Here is a 19,214-nt window from a genome sequence, read left to right on the forward strand (position 1 = left end):
GTGTATGGCTTCTGTCCCTATTTCAGGACCAGGTTCAATCGTTATAGCAAACAATATGCGTGAAGCTCGCCTTAATGGAATGTCGCGTAATATGGCCACGCCCTCAACGTATTTTTGGTTCTACCAAAAAGTCCGGAATGGCGGCCCCTGGGATTATAAAAAATTCGACCCCTATTTTGCTGCATTTGGTAACTTCAACTTCGGAGCCGCCGGTACTGCGGCAGGTATCCCTGCAAACATCCTTCTTATGGGCGCAGGCTGGGCTCAAGGTCGGGCAGGTACCTCAAAACCAGAATGGGGAAAATGGTACGAAAAGCCGCCTTACGGAGACGACCCAACCGACCAACGCAACATCAGAGAAGGAATAGAGTATGCCATTCAAAACGGCTATTAAATGGATTCATCGCCTTATTACCCTTTCGCTTCTGGTTCTGGTCATTGGATTTCTCTGGTTAAACCATCAGCCCAGTCAGCGAAACAGCGACGAACTTCAGCGCGTTTATAAATTATCCGATAGCGTCTGGCTCTATATGACCGTGAACAATCAGGGTGGCGCAACCGTACCAACAATCTACCGTTACTATCTCTCGAAGGAGATCGCCGGGAAAGGTACCGACATTATCCATCAACTTGCTAAGAAACATCCGGTCATCGAGGGTACAGGCACGATTACCGCTGCCAGTATTGATGCAAGTGGGGAAGTGAACATTGCCTATAGCGGCAAGGTTATTTCGATTGAGAACAATATCTCCAGTCTCCGGTTCTCAGTTAAACCTTGAGCCAGATGAAAGAAGGCGGGGTTTTCCCCGCCTGCTGTGTCACTCAGTGCCAAATCATCAATGCAATCATACTGACCACGACCAGCCCACACAGGGCGCTGGTCAAAATGAACTGACGACGCAGACGCTCGCAGCGACGAATAAACTCTTCATCGTGATGATCGCGGTAGCGCTGGTAGTAGATATATCCCACCAGACGCATCTGCTTGCTGGGCTGTCCATGCGAGGTGAAGAAACCTCCACCGTCCACATACTGATAAAGCAACGGATCGCAACCACGAAGTACCACTAACAGCGCACGTAACGATGAGAAGTAGCGCGCCATATTCACTATGCAAACTACGCATAACGCCCAAAACAATGCGACGGTGCTAATCATACATCCTCCCCGGCGTCCGCCCACGAAGCAAGGCTTCTGAGCTACCGCACCCCAATGCCCTGACAGACAGTTCAGTGAAAGAATGACCAAAAGTCGATCCGGTTCGCGTTTTCATATCCGAACGGCTCATTAAATAGTGTAGGAGATCCGTTAATTTTTTTGCCACAAGGTTAATCGTTATCAACACCAAAGCTTGAAAAATATGTTTTACTGGGCCGTAATGAAAGTATCAGACGACGGCTTTCACATTTAGTCATCGATAACTTAAGGAAGGAGTAACACTATGGCTTACAAACACATTCTCATCGCGGTAGACCTCTCTCCGGAGAGCAAAGTGCTGGTTGATAAAGCGGTATCCATGGCACGTCCCTACAACGCGAAAGTTTCCCTGATTCACGTTGATGTGAATTACTCCGACCTTTACACCGGTCTGATCGACGTCAATCTCGGCGACATGCAAAAACGCATCTCTGAAGAGACACACCACGCCCTGAGCGAGCTTTCCACCAACGCAGGCTACCCGATTACCGAAACCCTGAGCGGCAGCGGCGACCTGGGCCAGGTATTGGTTGATGCGATCAAGAAATATGACATGGATCTGGTGGTGTGCGGTCACCATCAGGACTTCTGGAGCAAGCTGATGTCTTCCGCGCGCCAGCTGATTAACACCGTTCACGTGGATATGCTGATTGTTCCGCTGCGTGACGAAGAAGACGAGTAAGTGCAAAAAAGCCCGGTGGCGCTAACGCTTACCGGGCCTACAAGGTAAAAGCAAAACGGCAACATGGTTGCCGTTTTTAATGTTTGTTCCCTCTCCCACAGGGAGAGGGTTAGGGTGAGGGCATCAGCCCGCACTCTTCCGGCGTCCCCGGATAAATATCAAACCGGTGCCCTTTGGTGGTCACCGCGTTGGTCGTGGCAACGTCCGCCAGCGGCGGCGCATAGTCAGGACGCTTCACCACCACTCGCTTCGTCGCTAACTGGCGAGCGGGCTCCAGCAGCCCATCGGCGTCCAGATCCGGCCCCACCAGCGACTGAAACACCCGCATCTCTTTCTTCACCAGCGCGCTTTTCTGCTTATGCGGGAACATCGGGTCAAGATAGACCACCTGCGGGCGCGGGGTGATATCCGTCAGCGCCGTCAGGCTGGAGGCGTGGATCAGCTGCAGTCGTTCCTGCAACCACGGGCCGATTTCCGGATCAGCATAGCCCCGCGTCAGACCGTCATCGAGCAGTGCAGCCACCACCGGATTGCGCTCCAGCATCCGCACGCGACAGCCGACCGACGCCAGCACAAACGCATCGCGCCCTAACCCTGCCGTGGCATCCACCACGTCCGGAAGATAGCCTCCCTTGATGCCGACCGCTTTGGCCACCGCCTCACCGCGACCACCGCCGAACTTGCGCCGGTGCGCCATCGCGCCCCCCACAAAATCGACAAAAATCCCGCCGAGTTTCGGCTCGTCGCGTTTACGGAGTTCAAGATGCGCTGGCGTCATCACCAGCGCCATCAGGTTCTCTTCATCGTGCTCCAGCCCCCAGCGGGCGGCCAGAACAGATAAGGCGCCGTCTCCGGCGCCTGTTTCATCCACTAAGCAGATCTTCACGTAACAATCAGCCTTTGATCCCGTAATGCTCAAGCATCGCATCCAGCTGCGGCTCGCGGCCACGGAAGCGTTTGAACAGTACCATCGGCTCTTCGGAACCGCCGCGCGTCAGGATGTTATCGAGGAACGACTGGCCGGTTTCGCGGTTGAAGATCCCCTCTTCTTCGAAGCGAGAGAAGGCATCCGCCGCCAGCACGTCGGCCCACAGGTAGCTGTAATAGCCTGCCGCATAGCCGCCCGCGAAGATGTGGCTGAACGCATGCGGGAAGCGGCCCCAGGTTGGCCCTGGAATAACGGCAACCTGCTTTTTAATCTCGGCCAGGGTTTCGAGGATTTTCGCCCCTTGTTCCGGGCTGAACTCGGCGTGCAGGCGGAAGTCGAACAGGCCGAACTCCAGCTGACGCAGGATGAACATCGCCGCCTGGTAGTTTTTCGCCGCCAGCATTTTATCCAGCAGCTCTTTCGGCAGCGGTTCGCCAGTCTCGTAGTGGCCGGAGATAAACGCCAGCGCGTCCGGCTCCCAGCACCAGTTTTCCATAAACTGGCTTGGCAGCTCGACCGCATCCCACGGCACACCGCTGATCCCGGCCACGCCTGCGGTTTCAATGCGGGTCAGCATGTGATGCAGGCCGTGTCCGAACTCGTGGAACAGGGTGATCACTTCGTCGTGAGTGAACAGCGCCGGCTTGCCGTTTACCGGGCGGTTGAAGTTACAGGTCAGGTACGCGACCGGCTTTTGCAGAGAACCATCGGCTTTACGCATCTGGCCCACGCAGTCATCCATCCACGCCCCGCCGCGCTTGTTCTCACGGGCGTAGAGATCGAGGTAGAAGCTGCCGCGCAGCTCGTTTTTCTCGTCATACAGCTCGAAGAAGCGCACGTCCGGGTGCCAGACGTCGATGTCGGTGCGCTCTTTGGCGGTGATGCCGTAAATCCGTTTCACCACTTCGAACAGGCCATTGACGGCTTTGTTTTCCGGGAAGTACGGGCGCAGCTGCTCATCACTGATGCTGTAGAGATGCTGTTTCTGTTTTTCGCTGTAATAAGCGATGTCCCACGGCTGCAGCTCGTCCACGCCGAACTCCGCTTTGGCGAAGGCGCGCAGCTGGGCCAGCTCTTTTTCACCCTGCGGACGGGCACGTTTAGCCAGATCCGTCAGGAAATCGAGCACCTGCTGCGGGTTTTCGGCCATTTTGGTGGCGAGGGATTTATCCGCGTAGCTGTCAAAGCCCAGCAGCTGGGCCAGTTCGTGGCGCAGGGCGAGGATTTCCGCCATTACCGGGCTGTTGTCCCACTTACCGGCGTTCGGCCCCTGATCGGAGGCGCGGGTGCTGTAGGCGCGGTACATCTCTTCACGCAACGCCTGGTTGTCGCAGTAGGTCATCACCGGCAGATAGCTTGGAATATCCAGGGTTAACAGGTAGCCTTCCTGCTCTTTCGCTTCGGCCTGCGCTTTAGCGGCAGCCAGCGCGCTTTCCGGCATGCCTGCGAGTTCCGCTTCGTCGGTAATCAGCTTCGTCCAGCCCATGGTGGCGTCGAGCACGTTGTTGCTGTACTGGTTGCCCAGCTCAGAGAGACGCGCGGCAATTTCACCGTAGCGGGTCTGCTTCTCTTTTGGCAGACCAATCCCGGAAAGCTCGAAATCACGCAGGGCGTTATCGACCGATTTTTTCTGCGCCGTGTTCAGTTCGGCATAGTGGTCGCCGTCGCGCAGATCGCGATACGCTTTGTAGAGCCCTTCGTGCTGGCCAACCCAGGTGCTGTACTCCGAGAGCAGCGGCAGGGTCTGTTCGTAGGCTTCGCGCAGTTCCGGGCTGTTTTTTACCGAATTCAGGTGGCTCACCGGGGAGAAGATACGCCCCAGCACGTCATCCACTTCGGCCAGCGGCTGACACAGATTTTCCCAGGTGTACGGCGCGCCCTGCGCGACCACGCTTTCTACCGCCGCGCGGCAGTTGTCCAGCGCTTGCGTAACGGCTGGAACCACATGCTCAGGGAGGATTTTAGAAAACGGTGGCAACGAAAAAGGCGTCAGTAATGGATTGGTCATAAACGCTGTCCTGTTGAATAAGATGAATGAAGCGCGCATCCGGCGCTGTGCATATTGTCTGGTAATGGGGTTAAGTGTAGAGGATTTCAATGCCTGCGCTTCGCGGGCCGACGGGTAATCTGTGCCGTTCTGCTGTAAACTGTGGCAAATCGTCATTTCATCGGAATTTCATTACCCATGCTCAGTTATCGCCACAGCTTTCACGCAGGCAACCACGCCGACGTCCTCAAACACACCGTTCAGAGTCTGATTATTGAATCACTCAAAGAGAAAGAGAAGCCGTTTCTCTATCTGGACACGCACGCGGGCGCGGGCCGTTATCAGCTGAGCGGCGAACACGCCGAGCGTACCGGTGAATATCTGGAAGGGATTGCCCGCATCTGGCAGCAGGACGACCTGCCTGCCGAACTGGAGCCGTACATTGGCGTGGTGAATCACTTTAACCGCAACGGCCAGCTGCGCTACTACCCCGGCTCGCCATTGATTGCCCGCCAGCTGCTGCGCGAGCAGGACAGCATCCAGTTGACCGAGCTGCACCCGAGCGACTTCCCGCTGCTGCGTTCTGAATTTCAGAAAGACAGCCGCGCCCGCGTGGAAAAAGCCGATGGCTACCAGCAGCTGAAAGCCAAACTGCCGCCGGTTTCCCGTCGCGGCCTGGTGCTGATCGACCCGCCGTACGAAATCAAAACCGACTATCAGGCGGTGGTGACCGGCATCCACGAAGGCTACAAACGCTTTGCCACCGGGACATATGCCCTGTGGTACCCGGTGGTTCTGCGTGCGCAAATCAAGCGCATGATCAAAGACCTGGAAGCGACCGGCATCCGCAAAATTTTGCAGATTGAGCTGGCGGTACGTCCGGACAGCGACCAGCGCGGCATGACGGCCTCCGGCATGATCGTCATTAACCCGCCATGGAAACTCGAAGCGCAGATGAACAACGTCCTGCCGTGGCTGCACAAAACGCTGGTGCCAGCGGGAACAGGCCACACCAGCGTCAGCTGGATCGTGCCGGAGTAATCGCAGCCATCGGTGGAAACTATTGATTTCAGGTATACAATCGCGGCAATTCACGATTAAGGACAAAAGCTATGACTAAGCATTATGACTACATCGCAATCGGCGGCGGCAGCGGCGGCATCGCCTCCATCAACCGTGCGGCCATGTACGGCCAGAAATGTGCGCTGATTGAAGCCAAAGCACTGGGCGGCACCTGCGTGAACGTGGGTTGTGTACCGAAGAAAGTGATGTGGCATGCGGCGCAAATCCGTGAAGCTATCCATATGTATGGCCCGGATTACGGCTTTGACACCACCATCAACCATTTCGACTGGGATAAGCTGATCGCCAGCCGTACCGCCTACATCGACCGTATTCACACCTCGTACGACAACGTGCTGGGTAAAAATAACGTCGACGTTATTCACGGCTTCGCCCGTTTTGTGGACGCGAAGACGATCGAAGTGAACGGTGAGACGATCACCGCCGATCACATCCTGATCGCCACCGGCGGTCGCCCGAGCCACCCGAACATCCCGGGCGCGGAATATGGCATCGATTCTGACGGTTTCTTCGAACTGCCTGCCCTGCCAAAACGCGTTGCCGTGGTGGGTGCGGGCTACATCGCAGTGGAGCTGGCCGGCGTGATTAACGGTCTGGGTGCTGAAGCGCACCTGTTCGTGCGTAAACACGCGCCGCTGCGCAGCTTTGACCCGCTGATCGTGGATACGCTGGTCGAAGTGATGAACACCGAAGGCCCAACCCTGCACACCAATGCCGTACCAAAAGCAGTGGTGAAAAACGCGGACGGCAGCCTGACGCTTGAGCTGGAAGATGGCCGCAGCCAGACCGTCGATTGCCTGATCTGGGCGATTGGCCGCGAACCCGCCAACGACAACTTCAACCTCGGCGTGACGGGGGTGAAAACCGACGAAAAAGGCTACATCGTCGTTGATAAATTCCAGAACACCAGCGTGCCGGGCATTTACGCCGTTGGCGATAACACCGGCGCGGTTGAGCTGACCCCGGTGGCCGTTGCGGCAGGGCGTCGTCTTTCGGAGCGTCTGTTCAACAACAAGCCGGACGAGCATCTGGACTACAGCAACATCCCGACCGTGGTCTTTAGCCACCCGCCAATCGGCACCGTCGGCTTAACCGAGCCGCAGGCGCGCGAGCAGTATGGCGACGATCAGGTGAAAGTGTATAAATCCGCGTTTACTGCGATGTATACCGCCGTCACCTCGCACCGTCAGCCGTGCCGCATGAAGCTGGTCTGCGTCGGACCGGAAGAGAAGATTGTCGGTATCCACGGCATTGGCTTCGGCATGGATGAAATCCTGCAGGGCTTCGCGGTGGCACTGAAGATGGGCGCAACCAAAAAAGACTTCGACAATACCGTGGCGATCCACCCAACGGCGGCGGAAGAGTTTGTGACCATGCGCTAATCCTGATGCCCCTCCCCGGAGGGGTATTTTTTTAACATTCATAAATCGTTGCAAAACGAATGCTCCGAAAATAGTGATCTACCGCACATATTCCTCCCCCTCTACCGAAGCGAATGTCTACGCTTATAGGACGCCCGGAAAAACCTGTCTTTCAGAACATACAACCGGAGGTCCTTATCACCATGTTCAACCAGAAACTACAGGCTAACGAGAACATCGAATTCGAGATTGCAGAAGAGCTGCGCTACGAGACCGATCCCTGCGAGTTAAAACTGGATGAGATGATCGAGGCGGAGCCGGAACCGGAAATGATTGAAGGGCTGCCCGCGTCGGATGCGCTGACGCCCGCAGACCGCTACCTTGAACTGTTTGAACACGTACAGTCGTCACGGCTGTTTGCGGACAGCAAAACCTTCCCTGACTGCGCGCCGAAGATGGACCCGCTGGATATCCTGATCCGCTACCGCAAGGTCAGACGCCACCGGGATTTTGACCTGCGCCAGTTCGTGGAGAACCACTTTTGGATGCCGGAAACCTACGACTCAGAATATGTTTCCGACCCGGGTCTGTCCCTGAAAGAGCACATTGATAATCTGTGGCCGGTGCTGACGCGCGAGCCGCAGGACCATATTCCCTGGTCCTCCCTGCTGGCCCTGCCGCAGGCCTATATCGTTCCCGGCGGACGATTCAGCGAGACCTACTACTGGGATTCCTACTTCTCGATGCTGGGTCTGGCGGAAAGCGGGCGCAACGATCTGCTGAAGTGTATGGCGGATAACTTCGCGTGGCTGATTGAGCGCTACGGCCATATCCCTAACGGCAACCGTACCTATTACCTCAGCCGTTCTCAGCCTCCGGTCTTTGCCCTGATGGTGGAGCTGTTTGAGGAGGATGGCGTGCGCGGTGCGAAACGTTACCTTGAGCACCTGAAAATGGAGCACGCCTTCTGGATGGACGGGGCGGAGTCGCTGCTGCTTAACCAGGCTTACCGCAGCGCCGTGCGCATGCCGGATGGCTCGTTGCTAAACCGCTACTGGGATGACCGTGACACCCCGCGCGACGAATCCTGGATTGAGGACGTGGAAACCGCCCGTCACTCCGGGCGTCCACCGAACGAAGTGTATCGCGACCTGCGTGCGGGTGCGGCCTCCGGCTGGGACTACTCGTCCCGCTGGCTGCGCGAGCCGGGTCGGCTTGCCAGTATCCGCACAACGCAGTTTATCCCCATCGATTTGAACGCCTTCCTGTTCAAGCTGGAAAGTGCGATCGCCAATATCTCGGCATCGAAAGGGGATAAAGAGACGGCCGACCTGTTCCGCCAGAAAGCCAGCGATCGCCGGGCCGCGGTGAACCGCTATCTGTGGGATGAAGAGAACGGCTGCTACCGGGATTATGACTGGCGACGCGAAGTGATGGCGCTGTTTTCCGCCGCAAGTATTGTGCCGCTGTATGTCGGTATGGCGACCCATGAGCAGGCTGAACGGCTGTCTGATGCGGTTAAAGCGCGTCTGCTCACGCCGGGGGGGATTCTGGCGACCGAGTACGAAACCGGCGAACAGTGGGATAAACCCAACGGCTGGGCGCCGCTGCAGTGGATGGCCATTCAGGGGTTCAAGCAGTATGGTAACGACTCCCTCGGGGATGAAATCGCCTGGAGCTGGCTGCATACGGTGAACCATTTTTATAAGACCCATCATAAGCTGATTGAGAAGTACCACATCGCCAGCAGTACCCCGCGCGAAGGGGGCGGGGGTGAGTATCCGCTGCAGGATGGCTTCGGCTGGACTAATGGCGTGGTGCGCCGGCTGATTGGGTTGTATGGGGAGCCTTGAGGAGGGTGAGGGGATCAGACCGCACCCTCACCCTGGCCCTCTCCCACAGGGAGAGGGAGTAGAAATCAGCGGATCACCTCATAAATGGCCGTCTGGATGGACTGCCATTTTTTGTTGCTGGCATCCGGCTGCGACTGGGCCCGGCGCGTCGCCATGTCGAGATCGTGCTGCTGGCGTTTCACCACCGCAGGCACGGTGCAGAACGCTTTCAGATACTCTTTCCTTACGGAAGTCAGCGACTCGCCGTTCGCCATGGCGTGGCTGAGCGTGTTAATAAAGCGACGACACGGCTTCTCTTCCACCATGTTCTGCCGGTAGCGCAGCATCACCTCCAGCACGTCGTCATAACCTGCCGACATCGCCTCTTCGGTCCAGGAGAGCTTCCAGTCCATTCCGCCCTGCAAAAAGAGCTGCGCCACGCGGGTATCGTTGCGGTTGATGGCCGAACGGAAATTATTCTCGTCCCAGGTAACGCCCATTCGCGTGAGTGTTTCACGCGAGGAAGGGGTCTCGCGCATTTCCTGTGGCGGTGCCGCTTCTGCGGCTTTGGCAACGGCAGGTTGCGGTTTGCTGCTGGTCACCAGCCAGAAGCCCCCCGCCACAATAGCAATCACCATGACGCCAACCGCCCCCCATAACACACCGGAAATGAGCTGTTCGCGTTGTTCCGGGGTACGCGGCGCGCGCTGCGTCGGCTTTTCAATGGTGTCTCGGACTTCAAACAGATCCCCGCCGGTGACCCGATCCATTTTCTGCGCCTTTTCCCAGAACGTATGCAATTCGCTGGCATCCACCGCCATGAATCCGGCCGGATTGACGCGGGTTCTCCCCTCCTCAAACGCCCGCTGAACCGGCCGTGAGATCTGCGTGTAGTAGCTATCCAGCAGCTGAATTTGCGCCGAACTTAACGCTTTCTGTACGGTGAGGTGGTTGCGGATTTGCCGAATGTCGTCGAGGAAAGTTTGTAGGGTTTTTCGCGGCTCCACCAGAAGCGTAAGCATGGCGGGGTCGTTAAACAGTGAGGCGTAGTAGCGGCTGAACTCTTTTTTATCCACCAGCATCTGCGCCAGTTCACTGAACATCATGCCGCTCAGGACATCGTTAATCTCACCCAGTTTCAGCCAGCGTCTGACGCGGTCAGCGTTAAACAGCGTCTTGAGATGGTTGTTGAGGCGCACCGGATCGGGCCAGGCCTGCTGAATAAGCCCTTTTAACATCAGCTCTATCGCACGCACCTGTTTTTGCGCCTGCTGCTGCTGAAGTTCGCTGCCCGGTGCCAGCTCCGTGCTGTAGGTCAACAGCGGCTGCTGCAGGCGGAGATGTTCCAGCGCGGTCACAAACCGCATCGCCGCAATCAGCTGGTTTTCACTCACATCCTGCCCGCTTTCATACTGCGGCACCCGCTGCTGTAACAGGCGCAGCTGGAGGGTAAATTCCGACATCTCGGCATCATTCAGGTTGAGCTTCTTCGCCACGGCACCCCAGCCGCCCTGGGCTAAGCGCGCGCTGTCGAGCTGCTCCAGAAACCAGCGTGGATCTTTACCCTCCGAAGCATGTACATTCAGAAGAAGTAAAATTTCCACCGACGCATGGCGAATGACTGCCAGACAGTGTTCGAACTGTTCGCGAATATGATGTGATGTGCTGAGAGTCATTATTTTCCTTAAGTGACAACGAAGACATCCGAATGGGCACGTGAAGGCCGTTTTTCTTTTTATTTATACGAGGTTAACCATACCTGACTTTCTGTTTAAATAAAGTGACAACCCTAAAATCATTTAAAAATGTCAGGAGAATCTGAATGCCAGTTTTAATTACCCCTCGCCTTCACTGTTCGCCCCTGCAGGAACAGGACTGGACCTTTTTTCTGGCGTTACAGCAACATCCCGACGTTATGCGCTTTGTGGCGGAAGACCGCCCCGTCGCGGACATCCGCGCCGCGTTTGAGGCCCGCCTGACGCCCTGGACGCCGGGCAGTGCGCACTGGCTGTGTCTCGTCGTCCGTGATGCCCTCACCCGGGTTCCGCTGGGCGTCACCGGCTATATTCATCGGGAGGAGGATTGCGCAGAAGTCGGTTTTCTTTTCGCACCCGAGGCGCAGGGAAAAGGCTACGGCTTCGAATCCCTGCAGACGCTCTGCCGCTATGCCTTTGAAGAGGGCGGCATACGCCGACTCACCGCCACCGTTACCGCCGGGAATGTCGTCTCAAGACGTCTGCTGGAAAAAGCCCGGTTTCGCCTGGAAGGCGAATTACGTGAGAGCTATTACCTGGCGGGGCGCTGGCAGAATGACTGGTTATTTGGTTTATTACGGCAGGAATATCTGAACAACAATTCCTGATTAACAGCCATTTGGCGGATATTTATCGTAAATCGTTTCCTCTACAGTGTCGCCTCTTGAGAGGAAACGAATATGAACGGTCTTACGCTGGAAATATCTTCTGCCGCCATTGAATTAATAAAAAAGCATCAGGGGCTTTCTCTGGAGAAATATCGTGACGAACACGGATTATGGGTTATCGGCTACGGCCACGTTATCCGCGATCGGGAGCAGTTTCACGGTCCTGTCACTCCGCTGGAGGCCGACGCGCTGCTTCAGGAGGACATTCGCTTGTGCGAGGCGCTGCTGCGGGAAAATGTGACACGTCCATTAACCCAACAGCAGCATGACACGCTGGTGATGATGATGTTCAGCTTCGGAGAGATACCTTCGCTGCCGGAAACGATTTTTCAGGCCGTCGCCCGGGTGTAGTACATCGCAGCCTGAGTTCTGTTTTTAACGTCCAGCCGCCGGAAAAGCGCCTCCAGATGCGCTTTTACCGTGGCCGCACTGATGTTGAGGTTGCGCCCAATCTCTTTGTTTGACTCCCCCGCCGCCAGCAGTTTCAGCACTTCGCGCTGGCGTTCACTTAATGCCAGTAACGCCTGTGGCGACGACGGCTTTCTGACCCACTCTCCGGGAAAGCAGACCATCCCTCTGGACACCGAGTCCAGGACGGCGGAAAAGCGCTCGGGGCTGGCAGTGCGGGGAATAATGGCCATGATGTTTCGCTGGCGCAATTGTTCAACCCATCTGGCCTCTTTTTTCGCCAGAACCATGATCACGCGTATCGTCGGCAAGCGATGCAGGATATCATCCAGCACACCACATCCCTCATCCTGAATTAAATTACCGTCAATCAGGACAATAGCAGACGGCGACGCGGACATCTGCGCCCATAAATCTTCTGCCTGACAGGTTCCAGTGATATTTATTTCCGGAATTAACGTCCGCAGACTGTGTATCGCTCCATGAATAAATAGTGACTGCCTGTCAAACATGATTACTCGCATCGTTTTTCTCCCTCTGAGAATAGCGAAGGGGGATTCTACAGAGGGGGGATTTGAGAAAAAACTCAATGAACGGAGCGGTTACAAAATCGCCAGGGGTATTTATATCTGCCGTATCCTGACACACTTTACTTAAGGATTTCCTTAAGGGGGTCCGTCCCCTTAAGGCGGCGTATTACAGGAACATCCCGCCAGACACTTCAATACGTTGCGCATTCATCCAGCCCAGTTTATCGCTCAGCAGCGCCGCAATGGCATCGCCAATATCATCGGGCAGGCCAACCCGGCCCAGCGCCGTTTGCGAAGCCAGCGTCTGATTCAGCTGGGCGTTGTCGCGCACACTTCCGCCACCAAAATCCGTCTCGATCGCCCCTGGCGCAATGATATTGACGGAGATCCCCCGCGCCCCCAACTCTTTCGCCTGATAGCGGGTGAGCACTTCCATCGCCCCTTTCATCGCCGCATAGGTTCCGGCCCCTGGCTGAGTAAAACGGGCCAGCCCGCTGGAGACGTTGAGGATCCGCCCGCCATCGTTCAGCAAGGGCAGAAGACGCTGGGTCAGGAAAAACGGTCCTTTAAAGTGAATACTCAACGCCTCATCGAACTGGGCTTCCGTCGTCTCGGCATACGGCGTGAATAAACCCGTTCCGGCATTGTTCAATAAATAATCAAAACGTTCACGTTGCCAGACAGACTTAAGGATTTCCTGTAACTGCAGGGCAAACGCGTCGAAACTGGCGATATCCCCGACGTTGAGCTGCAATGCCGCCGCGTTGACCCCTTTTTCCTGAATTTCGCGCACAACATCCAGTGCGTCCTGCTGATTGCGATGGTAAGTCAGGATAATTCCTGTTCCGTCTGCCGCCAGCTTCAGGGCGGCGTTTTTACCCAGACCGCGGCTACCACCAGTCACTAATGCGATACGTTCAGTCATCATAAACCTCGTTTTGGCTGTTAGGGAGATTGAGAAAGAGCTTATTAGGTGATAGAAGATCAATAAAGACAGCAAAGAGCGCTTCACTGTTTCATCTGCAACAACAATGAGCGGCAGCTATGGATAAAATTCACGCAATGCAGTTGTTTGTCCGCGTCGCGGAGCTGGAGAGTTTTTCCCGCGCGGCAGAAACATTAACGCTGCCGAAAGGCAGCGTTTCACGACAAATTCAGGCCCTGGAGAACCGGCTTGGCACCCAGCTTTTGCACCGCACCACGCGCCGCGTCAGCCTGACGCAGGACGGCATGGTCTATTACGAACGGGCAAAAGATCTGCTGGCGAACCTCGATGAACTGGACGGTATGTTTCAGCACGATCCCTCCAGCATCAGCGGACGGCTGCGCGTGGATATGCCCGTCGGCGTTGCACGAAATTTAGTCATCCCTAAACTGCCAGCGTTTCTGCAGCAGTACCCGGGTATCGAACTGGAGCTCAGCAGCAGCGATCGTCTGGTGGATGTGATCCGTGAAGGGTTTGACTGCGTGGTACGCGTCGGCACGCTGAAGGATTCGGGGCTGATCGCCCGTCCGCTGGGCAAGCTGTCGGTGATTAACTGCGCCAGCCCGGATTATCTGGCGCGTTTCGGCTATCCGGAAACGCTGGATGATTTAGGCTCCCATGCTGTGATTCACTACGCTGCGATGCTGGGAACCCGCCCTCAGGGCTTTGAGTTTTATAACGGCAGTAGCACCCAGTGGATTAAAACGGGCGGGGTATTAACCGTTAACAGTACAGAAACCTACCAGGCGGCCTGTCTGGCCGGGCTGGGGATTATTCAGGTCCCGCGCGTCGGGGTGCGTGATTCTCTGCGGGCGAAGAAGCTTATCGAGATCCTCCCGCAGTACCGGGCTGAACCGATGCCGGTCTCGCTGATTTATCCCCACCGCCGCAACCTCTCCCGCCGTGTACATCTGTTTATGGAGTGGCTTACTGAACTCACAAAAGCTTACGTGGATTAGTCGCAAGCTATAATTCAATAACATCCAGCCAAACGAAAAGGAAAAGACGCGTGACGCCGGAAAACAACCCGCAACGACCCACCCAACAATTAGAGTATGATCCCATCAGGAAGATGGAAACCGGGCCAGAAGAGGCCAAAGCACCTGGCACCGTCAGCAAGGCGCTGGGAACCGTCACCGGCATCGCCGCAAGAATCCAGCAGTTTCCCATGGTGGCGCATCTGATACGCGCAACTGAGCGCTTTAATGACCGCATGGGGAACCAGTTTGGCGCCGCCATCACCTATTTTTCCTTCCTGTCGATGATTCCGATCCTGATGGTGTCGTTTGCGGCGGCCGGGTTTGTGCTCGCCTCACACCCGACGCTGCTGCAGGATATCTTCACGAAGATCCTGAATAACGTCAGTGACCCGACCCTGGCCAGCACGCTTAAAAGCACCATCAATACCGCTGTTCAGCAGCGTACTACGGTCGGCATCGTCGGTTTGCTGATCGCCCTTTACTCCGGCGTAAACTGGATGGGCAACCTGCGCGAGGCCATTCGCGCCCAGTCGCGCGATGTCTGGGAGCGTAAGCCGCAGGATCAGGAGAAGATTTGGGTGAAGTATCTCCGCGACTTTGTTTCGCTGATTGGCCTGCTGGTCGCACTCATCGTGACGCTTTCCATTACCTCGGTGGCGGGCTCGGCGCAGCAGTTGATTATCTCCGCGCTCTATCTGGATTATATCGAATGGCTGAAACCCGCCTGGCGGGGCATTGGGCTGGCCATCTCCATCTTCGCCAACTATCTGCTGTTCTTCTGGATCTTCTGGCGTTTGCCGCGCCATCGCCCGCGTAAGAAGGCGCTGATCCGCGGCACGTTGATTGCGGCGATCGGCTTTGAAGTCATCAAAATTGTGATGACTTACACCCTGCCATCGCTGGTGAAATCCCCGTCTGGCGCGGCGTTTGGCTCGGTGCTGGGCCTGATGGCGTTCTTCTATTTCTTCGCCCGTCTGACCTTGTTCTGCGCAGCGTGGATTGCCACCGCCGAGTATAAAGATGACCCGCGGATGCCGGGCAAAACGCACCGCTAACCCTTCTTCCGGGCTGAAATTTCAGCCCGATTCATCATTTCAGCATATAAATCCAGACCGTAACTTTTATTTAACCAAAAACCAGTGTTATTGACTGATATTTAAAATCTGTGAAGCATTTCATAGACGTGATTTGGCTGGTCTGAAAATTATCCGCTTTTTGTTGCTTTTATCACCAGCCCGCGGCTTTGTTACAGATTGAAATGTCGCTTTTGCTGTGCGTAATATGGCCTTTCGTTCGACAAAAATAAGAAAATATTATGCAAGCAACAGCCACCACACTCGACTCAGGAACGGAAAACGTTCCGGTAAACTCGCGCAATAAAGTCGTCGTCGCCTCGCTGATTGGCACCGCCATTGAGTTCTTCGACTTCTATATTTACGCCACCGCCGCGGTTATCGTCTTCCCGCATATTTTCTTCCCGCAGGGAGACCCGACGGCGGCCACGCTACAGTCTCTGGCGACCTTTGCCATCGCGTTTGTGGCGCGTCCGATTGGCTCGGCGCTGTTTGGACACTTTGGCGATCGCATTGGACGTAAAGTGACGCTGGTGGCCTCGCTGCTGACGATGGGGATCTCCACCGTCGCCATCGGCCTGCTGCCGACCTATGAGACCATCGGCATTCTGGCGCCGGTCCTGCTAGCGCTGGCGCGTTTTGGTCAGGGTCTGGGCCTGGGCGGTGAATGGGGTGGCGCGGCGCTGCTGGCGACCGAGAACGCCCCGGCGCGTAAACGCGCGCTGTATGGCTCCTTCCCGCAGCTTGGCGCACCGATTGGCTTCTTCTTTGCGAACGGGACGTTCCTGCTGCTCTCATGGCTGCTGACGGATGAACAGTTCATGAGCTGGGGCTGGCGTATCCCGTTTGTGTTCTCCGCCGTACTGGTGCTGATTGGCCTGTATGTCCGCGTCTCTCTGCACGAAACGCCGGTGTTCGCGAAAGTCGCCGCGGCGAAAAAACAGGTGAAAGTGCCGCTGGGTACACTGCTGACTAAACACGTCCGCGTGACCGTGCTGGGCACGTTTATCATGCTGGCCACCTACACGCTGTTCTACATCATGACGGTTTACTCCATGACCTTCAGTACCGCCGCCGCGCCGGTTGGGCTGGGGCTGCCGCGTAACGAAGTGCTGTGGATGCTGATGATGGCGGTTATTGGGTTTGGCGTGATGGTACCGATTGCGGGTCTGCTGGCGGATAAGTTTGGTCGCCGTGCGAGCATGATTACGATTACCTCGCTCATTATTCTGTTTGCCCTGTTTGTCTTCCCGCCGCTGCTGGGCTCAGGTAGTCCGGCGCTGGTGATGGCCTACCTGCTGATTGGCCTGAGCCTGATGGGGCTGACCTTCGGTCCGATGGGCGCGCTGCTGCCGGAGCTGTTCCCGACGGAAGTGCGTTATACCGGCGCGTCGTTCTCCTATAACGTCTCGTCTATTCTGGGCGCGTCCGTTGCGCCATATATCGCCACCTGGCTGCAGGCGAATTATGGCCTGTTCTATGTGGGCGTCTATCTGGCGGCCATGGCGGCGCTGACGCTGATTGCGCTGCTGCTGACGCACGAGACTAAGCATCAGGCTTTGTAAGCTAATGCCGGGTGGCGGCTATGCCTTACCCGGCCTACGATTCAAATGTAGGCCGGGTAAGCGCAGCGCCACCCGGCAATAACAGACCGCACCTTACTTCTTCATCTGCGACAAAATATTCCGGCACTGATTCGCTTCCCCTTCTGACGGTGAAATCAACGCCAGCAGCGCTGCGGCTGGGGTGACCAGCGTCGCGAGGGCTGCGGCCACCGCGCCGCGTGCAATCAGCGGCCCGGGTTTTACCCCCGCCTGCGGGTTTTTGAAAGTGCCGCGCACATACAGCGGCGAACGCAAGGTGATGATACGGATCCCCTTACTTTCCGGGTCAATGGTCAAATCAAGCTGCTCCGAGGCCATGCTGGCGGTGCCGGTCACGTTGATCACCGCGTTTTCCGTGTCAAAGGCAAAAATCTGCGGACGCGCCACACCGTTCACCAGGTCCAGGTTGGCCGCCGCACAGTTCACCCGCACCTCATCGTCACCGAAGATCTGCCCGATGATATAGTTCCCGACGTTCAGCCCGAGGATCTCCATCAGGTTGCGGCTCACCAGCCCGTCATTCATCAGCAGCTTGAGGTTACCGTTACTGCTTCCCAGCAGCGCCGCCACGGAGTTCCCCACGCCGCGTATGTCGGCATCGCCGTTCATTTCACCGAGGGTTTTCTGCATCAGCTCCACATCGGGCATCAGCTCTTTCAGCTTGAGCCTGCGGGCCTGAATATCGGCTCGCCCCTGCATCGGCTTTTTATCGCCTTCGAGGTGAATGTTCGACGAGATGGTCCCACCCGCCATACCAAACTTCAGCGGCTGCAGGCGCAGGTCAGCATTTTTAAGGAGGATATGGGTCGAAAGATTGCTGATTGGCAGCGTGCTGCCGTGCTCAATTTTTCTGCCTTTGAAACGCACGTCCGCGTCCATCACATCCCACTTATCCGTCTCAAAGCGGTCATAGGGCAGTACTTTCCCGGCTGGCTGGAGATCTTTCTTCACCTCTTTTGACTTCGTCCCTTTGCCGGAATCGACGCCGATCAGCGGACCCAGGTCGGCGAGTCGCAGCTGACGAGACTCGACATCCCCCTCCAGTTTGGGGCGCGGTTTCCCGGTGGTGTAGGTCAGCGAACCGTGGATGTCGCTGTCGCCGATGCGGCCGTTAAAATCCCGGTAGTTAAAAACAGAGGACTTTTCGCTGTCGATTTTGGCGACCAGGTGCCCGTCCGTTTCAAACGGCGGGGTATCCGGGAGCAGTACGCCGGTCAGTTCATACAGCTCACCCAGCGAATCACCGGCAAATTTGAGCTGAAGATCGACGCCGCCCATGTTCATCGGGTCGTTGACCGTCCCCACAAACGCCACACGGGTGTTCCCGGAGCGGAAATCCGCCTGCACCGGGAACGGCGTACCCTCACTGCGGAGCGCCAGCATACCGCCCATTTTTCCTTTTCCGCTCAGCGGCTGGCCGTTGTAGCGCCCTTTTGCCGTCAGGCCGAAGACGTAATCCCCTACGCTTGCGGTGTCGCCTTTGGCTTTCGTGCCCGTCACCTCGCTAAAGGGCAGCGGCTTGCCGAGCGGATCGACCAGGATCTCCACATCCGCCTTGCTGACTTTATCGTCGATGGCGATCCGTCCGCGATCGAAGAGAATATTGTCGAGACGGAATGACCAGGACGAGGGCCGGGCATGCGGATCTTTTTCGCCGTCGCTGGCAAGGTTAAAGGTCCAGTTGTTGTTTTTTTCAGAGAGACGGATCAGGCGCGCATCGGGCTGCTGCAGCTTGATCCACGGCAGATAGACCGTTTTGGTGAAGAGCGCGAGCGGAGCCAGGGTGGCTTCCACGCGCGGCAGATGCACCATGGTGACATCAGGGATATCGGGCGGGTTGCCGAGAATGATGTCGTCGGCGTGGACATGTGGCCAGGGGATCCAGCTTCGCCAGCCGGGCTCCTCCTTCTGACGCTCCCACACTACCCCTAAATCACCGCGTATAGCGAAGGGGCGATTCAGCTCGGTTGAGACTTTCTGGTTGATGGTCGGCTTAAGGCGGTTCCAGTCAAACGTCGCAATAATGATGACGACGACCACAATCAACAACAAGAAAATCCCTGCGGTCCAGGAGATTACCCTGGTTGTTTTCGTCATTTTTATCCCCTTTCCTGATGACCTGTCCTGTAAAACTATAGTCCA

Annotated in this window: 18 protein-coding genes; 11 read left to right on the forward strand and 7 right to left on the reverse strand. The window is 56.5% G+C overall.

The features are described 5' to 3' along the window. Positions 1-4 precede the first annotated feature (4 nt). Both SP99_RS21205 and SP99_RS21210 read left to right on the forward strand, forming a co-directional pair. Positions 5-394 carry a polymorphic toxin type 44 domain-containing protein gene (locus SP99_RS21205; RefSeq protein WP_047959653.1) on the forward strand — a complete coding sequence of 130 codons (390 nt, stop codon included), beginning with the start codon at positions 5-7 and terminating at the stop codon, positions 392-394. Beyond that, on the forward strand, positions 372-779 hold the full coding sequence (locus SP99_RS21210; RefSeq protein WP_047959654.1) for a hypothetical protein: 408 nt from the start codon (positions 372-374) through the stop codon (positions 777-779). The genes SP99_RS21205 and SP99_RS21210 overlap by 23 nt, the downstream gene beginning before the upstream one ends. Positions 780-822: 43 nt before the next feature. Here SP99_RS21210 and uspB read toward each other — a convergent pair whose 3' ends face one another. Further along, positions 823-1,158: a universal stress protein UspB gene (gene uspB / locus SP99_RS21215; protein WP_003861224.1), complete on the reverse strand. Its 336-nt coding sequence runs from the start codon at positions 1,156-1,158 to the stop codon at positions 823-825. Positions 1,159-1,441: 283 nt separating this feature from the next. Here uspB and uspA point away from each other — a divergent pair, with 283 nt between their 5' ends. Beyond that, positions 1,442-1,879 carry a universal stress protein UspA gene (uspA, locus tag SP99_RS21220; protein WP_003861223.1) on the forward strand — a complete coding sequence of 146 codons (438 nt, stop codon included), beginning with the start codon at positions 1,442-1,444 and terminating at the stop codon, positions 1,877-1,879. 109 nt (positions 1,880-1,988) lie between these two features. Here the strand turns inward: uspA and rsmJ are convergent, their stop codons facing one another. Both rsmJ and prlC read right to left on the reverse strand, forming a co-directional pair. Continuing rightward, positions 1,989-2,765, reverse strand: coding sequence for a 16S rRNA (guanine(1516)-N(2))-methyltransferase RsmJ (gene rsmJ, locus SP99_RS21225; protein WP_047959655.1), 777 nt, complete (start codon positions 2,763-2,765; stop codon positions 1,989-1,991). Between the two features lie 7 nt (positions 2,766-2,772). After that, the gene (gene prlC / locus SP99_RS21230) at positions 2,773-4,815 is read right to left on the reverse strand and encodes an oligopeptidase A (RefSeq protein ID WP_047959656.1); all 2,043 of its coding nucleotides are present in this window, start codon (positions 4,813-4,815) and stop codon (positions 2,773-2,775) included. Positions 4,816-4,992: 177 nt separating this feature from the next. Here prlC and SP99_RS21235 point away from each other — a divergent pair, with 177 nt between their 5' ends. The 3 genes from SP99_RS21235 to SP99_RS21245 all read left to right on the forward strand — a co-directional run bounded on the left by SP99_RS21235 (position 4,993) and on the right by SP99_RS21245 (position 9,091). Beyond that, positions 4,993-5,835, forward strand: a complete 843-nt coding sequence (locus tag SP99_RS21235; protein ID WP_008503119.1) for a 23S rRNA (adenine(2030)-N(6))-methyltransferase RlmJ — start codon at positions 4,993-4,995, stop codon at positions 5,833-5,835. Positions 5,836-5,906: 71 nt separating this feature from the next. Further along, positions 5,907-7,259, forward strand: coding sequence for a glutathione-disulfide reductase (gorA, locus tag SP99_RS21240; RefSeq protein WP_047959657.1), 1,353 nt, complete (start codon positions 5,907-5,909; stop codon positions 7,257-7,259). Positions 7,260-7,441: 182 nt separating this feature from the next. Then, on the forward strand, positions 7,442-9,091 hold the full coding sequence (locus SP99_RS21245; RefSeq protein ID WP_047959658.1) for an alpha,alpha-trehalase: 1,650 nt from the start codon (positions 7,442-7,444) through the stop codon (positions 9,089-9,091). 65 nt (positions 9,092-9,156) lie between these two features. On the opposite strand, the gene SP99_RS21250 is transcribed toward SP99_RS21245, so the two are convergent. Then, positions 9,157-10,746: an STY4199 family HEPN domain-containing protein gene (locus SP99_RS21250; RefSeq protein ID WP_025759434.1), complete on the reverse strand. Its 1,590-nt coding sequence runs from the start codon at positions 10,744-10,746 to the stop codon at positions 9,157-9,159. 146 nt (positions 10,747-10,892) lie between these two features. Here SP99_RS21250 and SP99_RS21255 point away from each other — a divergent pair, with 146 nt between their 5' ends. Beyond that, positions 10,893-11,432, forward strand: a complete 540-nt coding sequence (locus SP99_RS21255; RefSeq protein ID WP_047959659.1) for a GNAT family N-acetyltransferase — start codon at positions 10,893-10,895, stop codon at positions 11,430-11,432. 72 nt (positions 11,433-11,504) lie between these two features. Continuing rightward, positions 11,505-11,843, forward strand: coding sequence for a lysozyme (locus tag SP99_RS21260; RefSeq protein ID WP_047959660.1), 339 nt, complete (start codon positions 11,505-11,507; stop codon positions 11,841-11,843). Here the strand turns inward: SP99_RS21260 and SP99_RS21265 are convergent. Together SP99_RS21265 and SP99_RS21270 are read right to left on the reverse strand one after the other, a co-directional pair. Then, positions 11,822-12,424: a helix-turn-helix transcriptional regulator gene (locus SP99_RS21265; protein WP_025759436.1), complete on the reverse strand. Its 603-nt coding sequence runs from the start codon at positions 12,422-12,424 to the stop codon at positions 11,822-11,824. The genes SP99_RS21260 and SP99_RS21265 overlap by 22 nt on opposite strands. A 172-nt stretch (positions 12,425-12,596) precedes the next feature. Beyond that, positions 12,597-13,355, reverse strand: a complete 759-nt coding sequence (locus tag SP99_RS21270) for an SDR family NAD(P)-dependent oxidoreductase (protein WP_047959661.1) — start codon at positions 13,353-13,355, stop codon at positions 12,597-12,599. 119 nt (positions 13,356-13,474) lie between these two features. Here SP99_RS21270 and SP99_RS21275 point away from each other — a divergent pair, with 119 nt between their 5' ends. From SP99_RS21275 to SP99_RS21285, 3 genes are all read left to right on the forward strand, one after another. After that, entirely contained in the window at positions 13,475-14,374 is a 900-nt protein-coding gene (locus SP99_RS21275) for a LysR family transcriptional regulator (RefSeq protein ID WP_047959662.1), read from the forward strand. Between the two features lie 50 nt (positions 14,375-14,424). Then, positions 14,425-15,450, forward strand: coding sequence for an inner membrane protein YhjD (yhjD, locus tag SP99_RS21280; RefSeq protein ID WP_047959663.1), 1,026 nt, complete (start codon positions 14,425-14,427; stop codon positions 15,448-15,450). A gap of 260 nt (positions 15,451-15,710) precedes the next feature. Next, complete coding sequence (locus tag SP99_RS21285; protein WP_047959664.1) at positions 15,711-17,033, forward strand: MFS transporter; 1,323 nt, start codon at positions 15,711-15,713, stop codon at positions 17,031-17,033. 93 nt (positions 17,034-17,126) lie between these two features. Here the strand turns inward: SP99_RS21285 and SP99_RS21290 are convergent, their stop codons facing one another. Next, positions 17,127-19,169, reverse strand: coding sequence for an AsmA family protein (locus SP99_RS21290; RefSeq protein WP_047959665.1), 2,043 nt, complete (start codon positions 19,167-19,169; stop codon positions 17,127-17,129). Positions 19,170-19,214 lie beyond the last annotated feature (45 nt).

It is taken from the genome of Enterobacter sp. BIDMC92 (assembly GCF_001030225.1).
GTDB lineage: Bacteria > Pseudomonadota > Gammaproteobacteria > Enterobacterales > Enterobacteriaceae > Enterobacter > Enterobacter sichuanensis.

Bases quoted from the DNA above. Each gene is read 5' to 3' on its own strand.
- SP99_RS21205 (WP_047959653.1), top strand. From the start codon at position 5: ATGGCTTCTGTCCCTATTTCAGGACCAGGTTCAATCGTTATAGCAAAC.
- SP99_RS21210 (WP_047959654.1), top strand. From the start codon at position 372: ATGCCATTCAAAACGGCTATTAAATGGATTCATCGCCTTATTACCCTT.
- uspB (WP_003861224.1), bottom strand. From the start codon at position 1,158: ATGATTAGCACCGTCGCATTGTTTTGGGCGTTATGCGTAGTTTGCATA.
- uspA (WP_003861223.1), top strand. From the start codon at position 1,442: ATGGCTTACAAACACATTCTCATCGCGGTAGACCTCTCTCCGGAGAGC.
- prlC (WP_047959656.1), bottom strand. From the start codon at position 4,815: ATGACCAATCCATTACTGACGCCTTTTTCGTTGCCACCGTTTTCTAAA.
- SP99_RS21235 (WP_008503119.1), top strand. From the start codon at position 4,993: ATGCTCAGTTATCGCCACAGCTTTCACGCAGGCAACCACGCCGACGTC.
- gorA (WP_047959657.1), top strand. From the start codon at position 5,907: ATGACTAAGCATTATGACTACATCGCAATCGGCGGCGGCAGCGGCGGC.
- SP99_RS21245 (WP_047959658.1), top strand. From the start codon at position 7,442: ATGTTCAACCAGAAACTACAGGCTAACGAGAACATCGAATTCGAGATT.
- SP99_RS21250 (WP_025759434.1), bottom strand. From the start codon at position 10,746: ATGACTCTCAGCACATCACATCATATTCGCGAACAGTTCGAACACTGT.
- SP99_RS21255 (WP_047959659.1), top strand. From the start codon at position 10,893: ATGCCAGTTTTAATTACCCCTCGCCTTCACTGTTCGCCCCTGCAGGAA.
- SP99_RS21260 (WP_047959660.1), top strand. From the start codon at position 11,505: ATGAACGGTCTTACGCTGGAAATATCTTCTGCCGCCATTGAATTAATA.
- SP99_RS21265 (WP_025759436.1), bottom strand. From the start codon at position 12,424: ATGCGAGTAATCATGTTTGACAGGCAGTCACTATTTATTCATGGAGCG.
- SP99_RS21270 (WP_047959661.1), bottom strand. From the start codon at position 13,355: ATGACTGAACGTATCGCATTAGTGACTGGTGGTAGCCGCGGTCTGGGT.
- SP99_RS21275 (WP_047959662.1), top strand. From the start codon at position 13,475: ATGGATAAAATTCACGCAATGCAGTTGTTTGTCCGCGTCGCGGAGCTG.
- SP99_RS21285 (WP_047959664.1), top strand. From the start codon at position 15,711: ATGCAAGCAACAGCCACCACACTCGACTCAGGAACGGAAAACGTTCCG.
- SP99_RS21290 (WP_047959665.1), bottom strand. From the start codon at position 19,169: ATGACGAAAACAACCAGGGTAATCTCCTGGACCGCAGGGATTTTCTTG.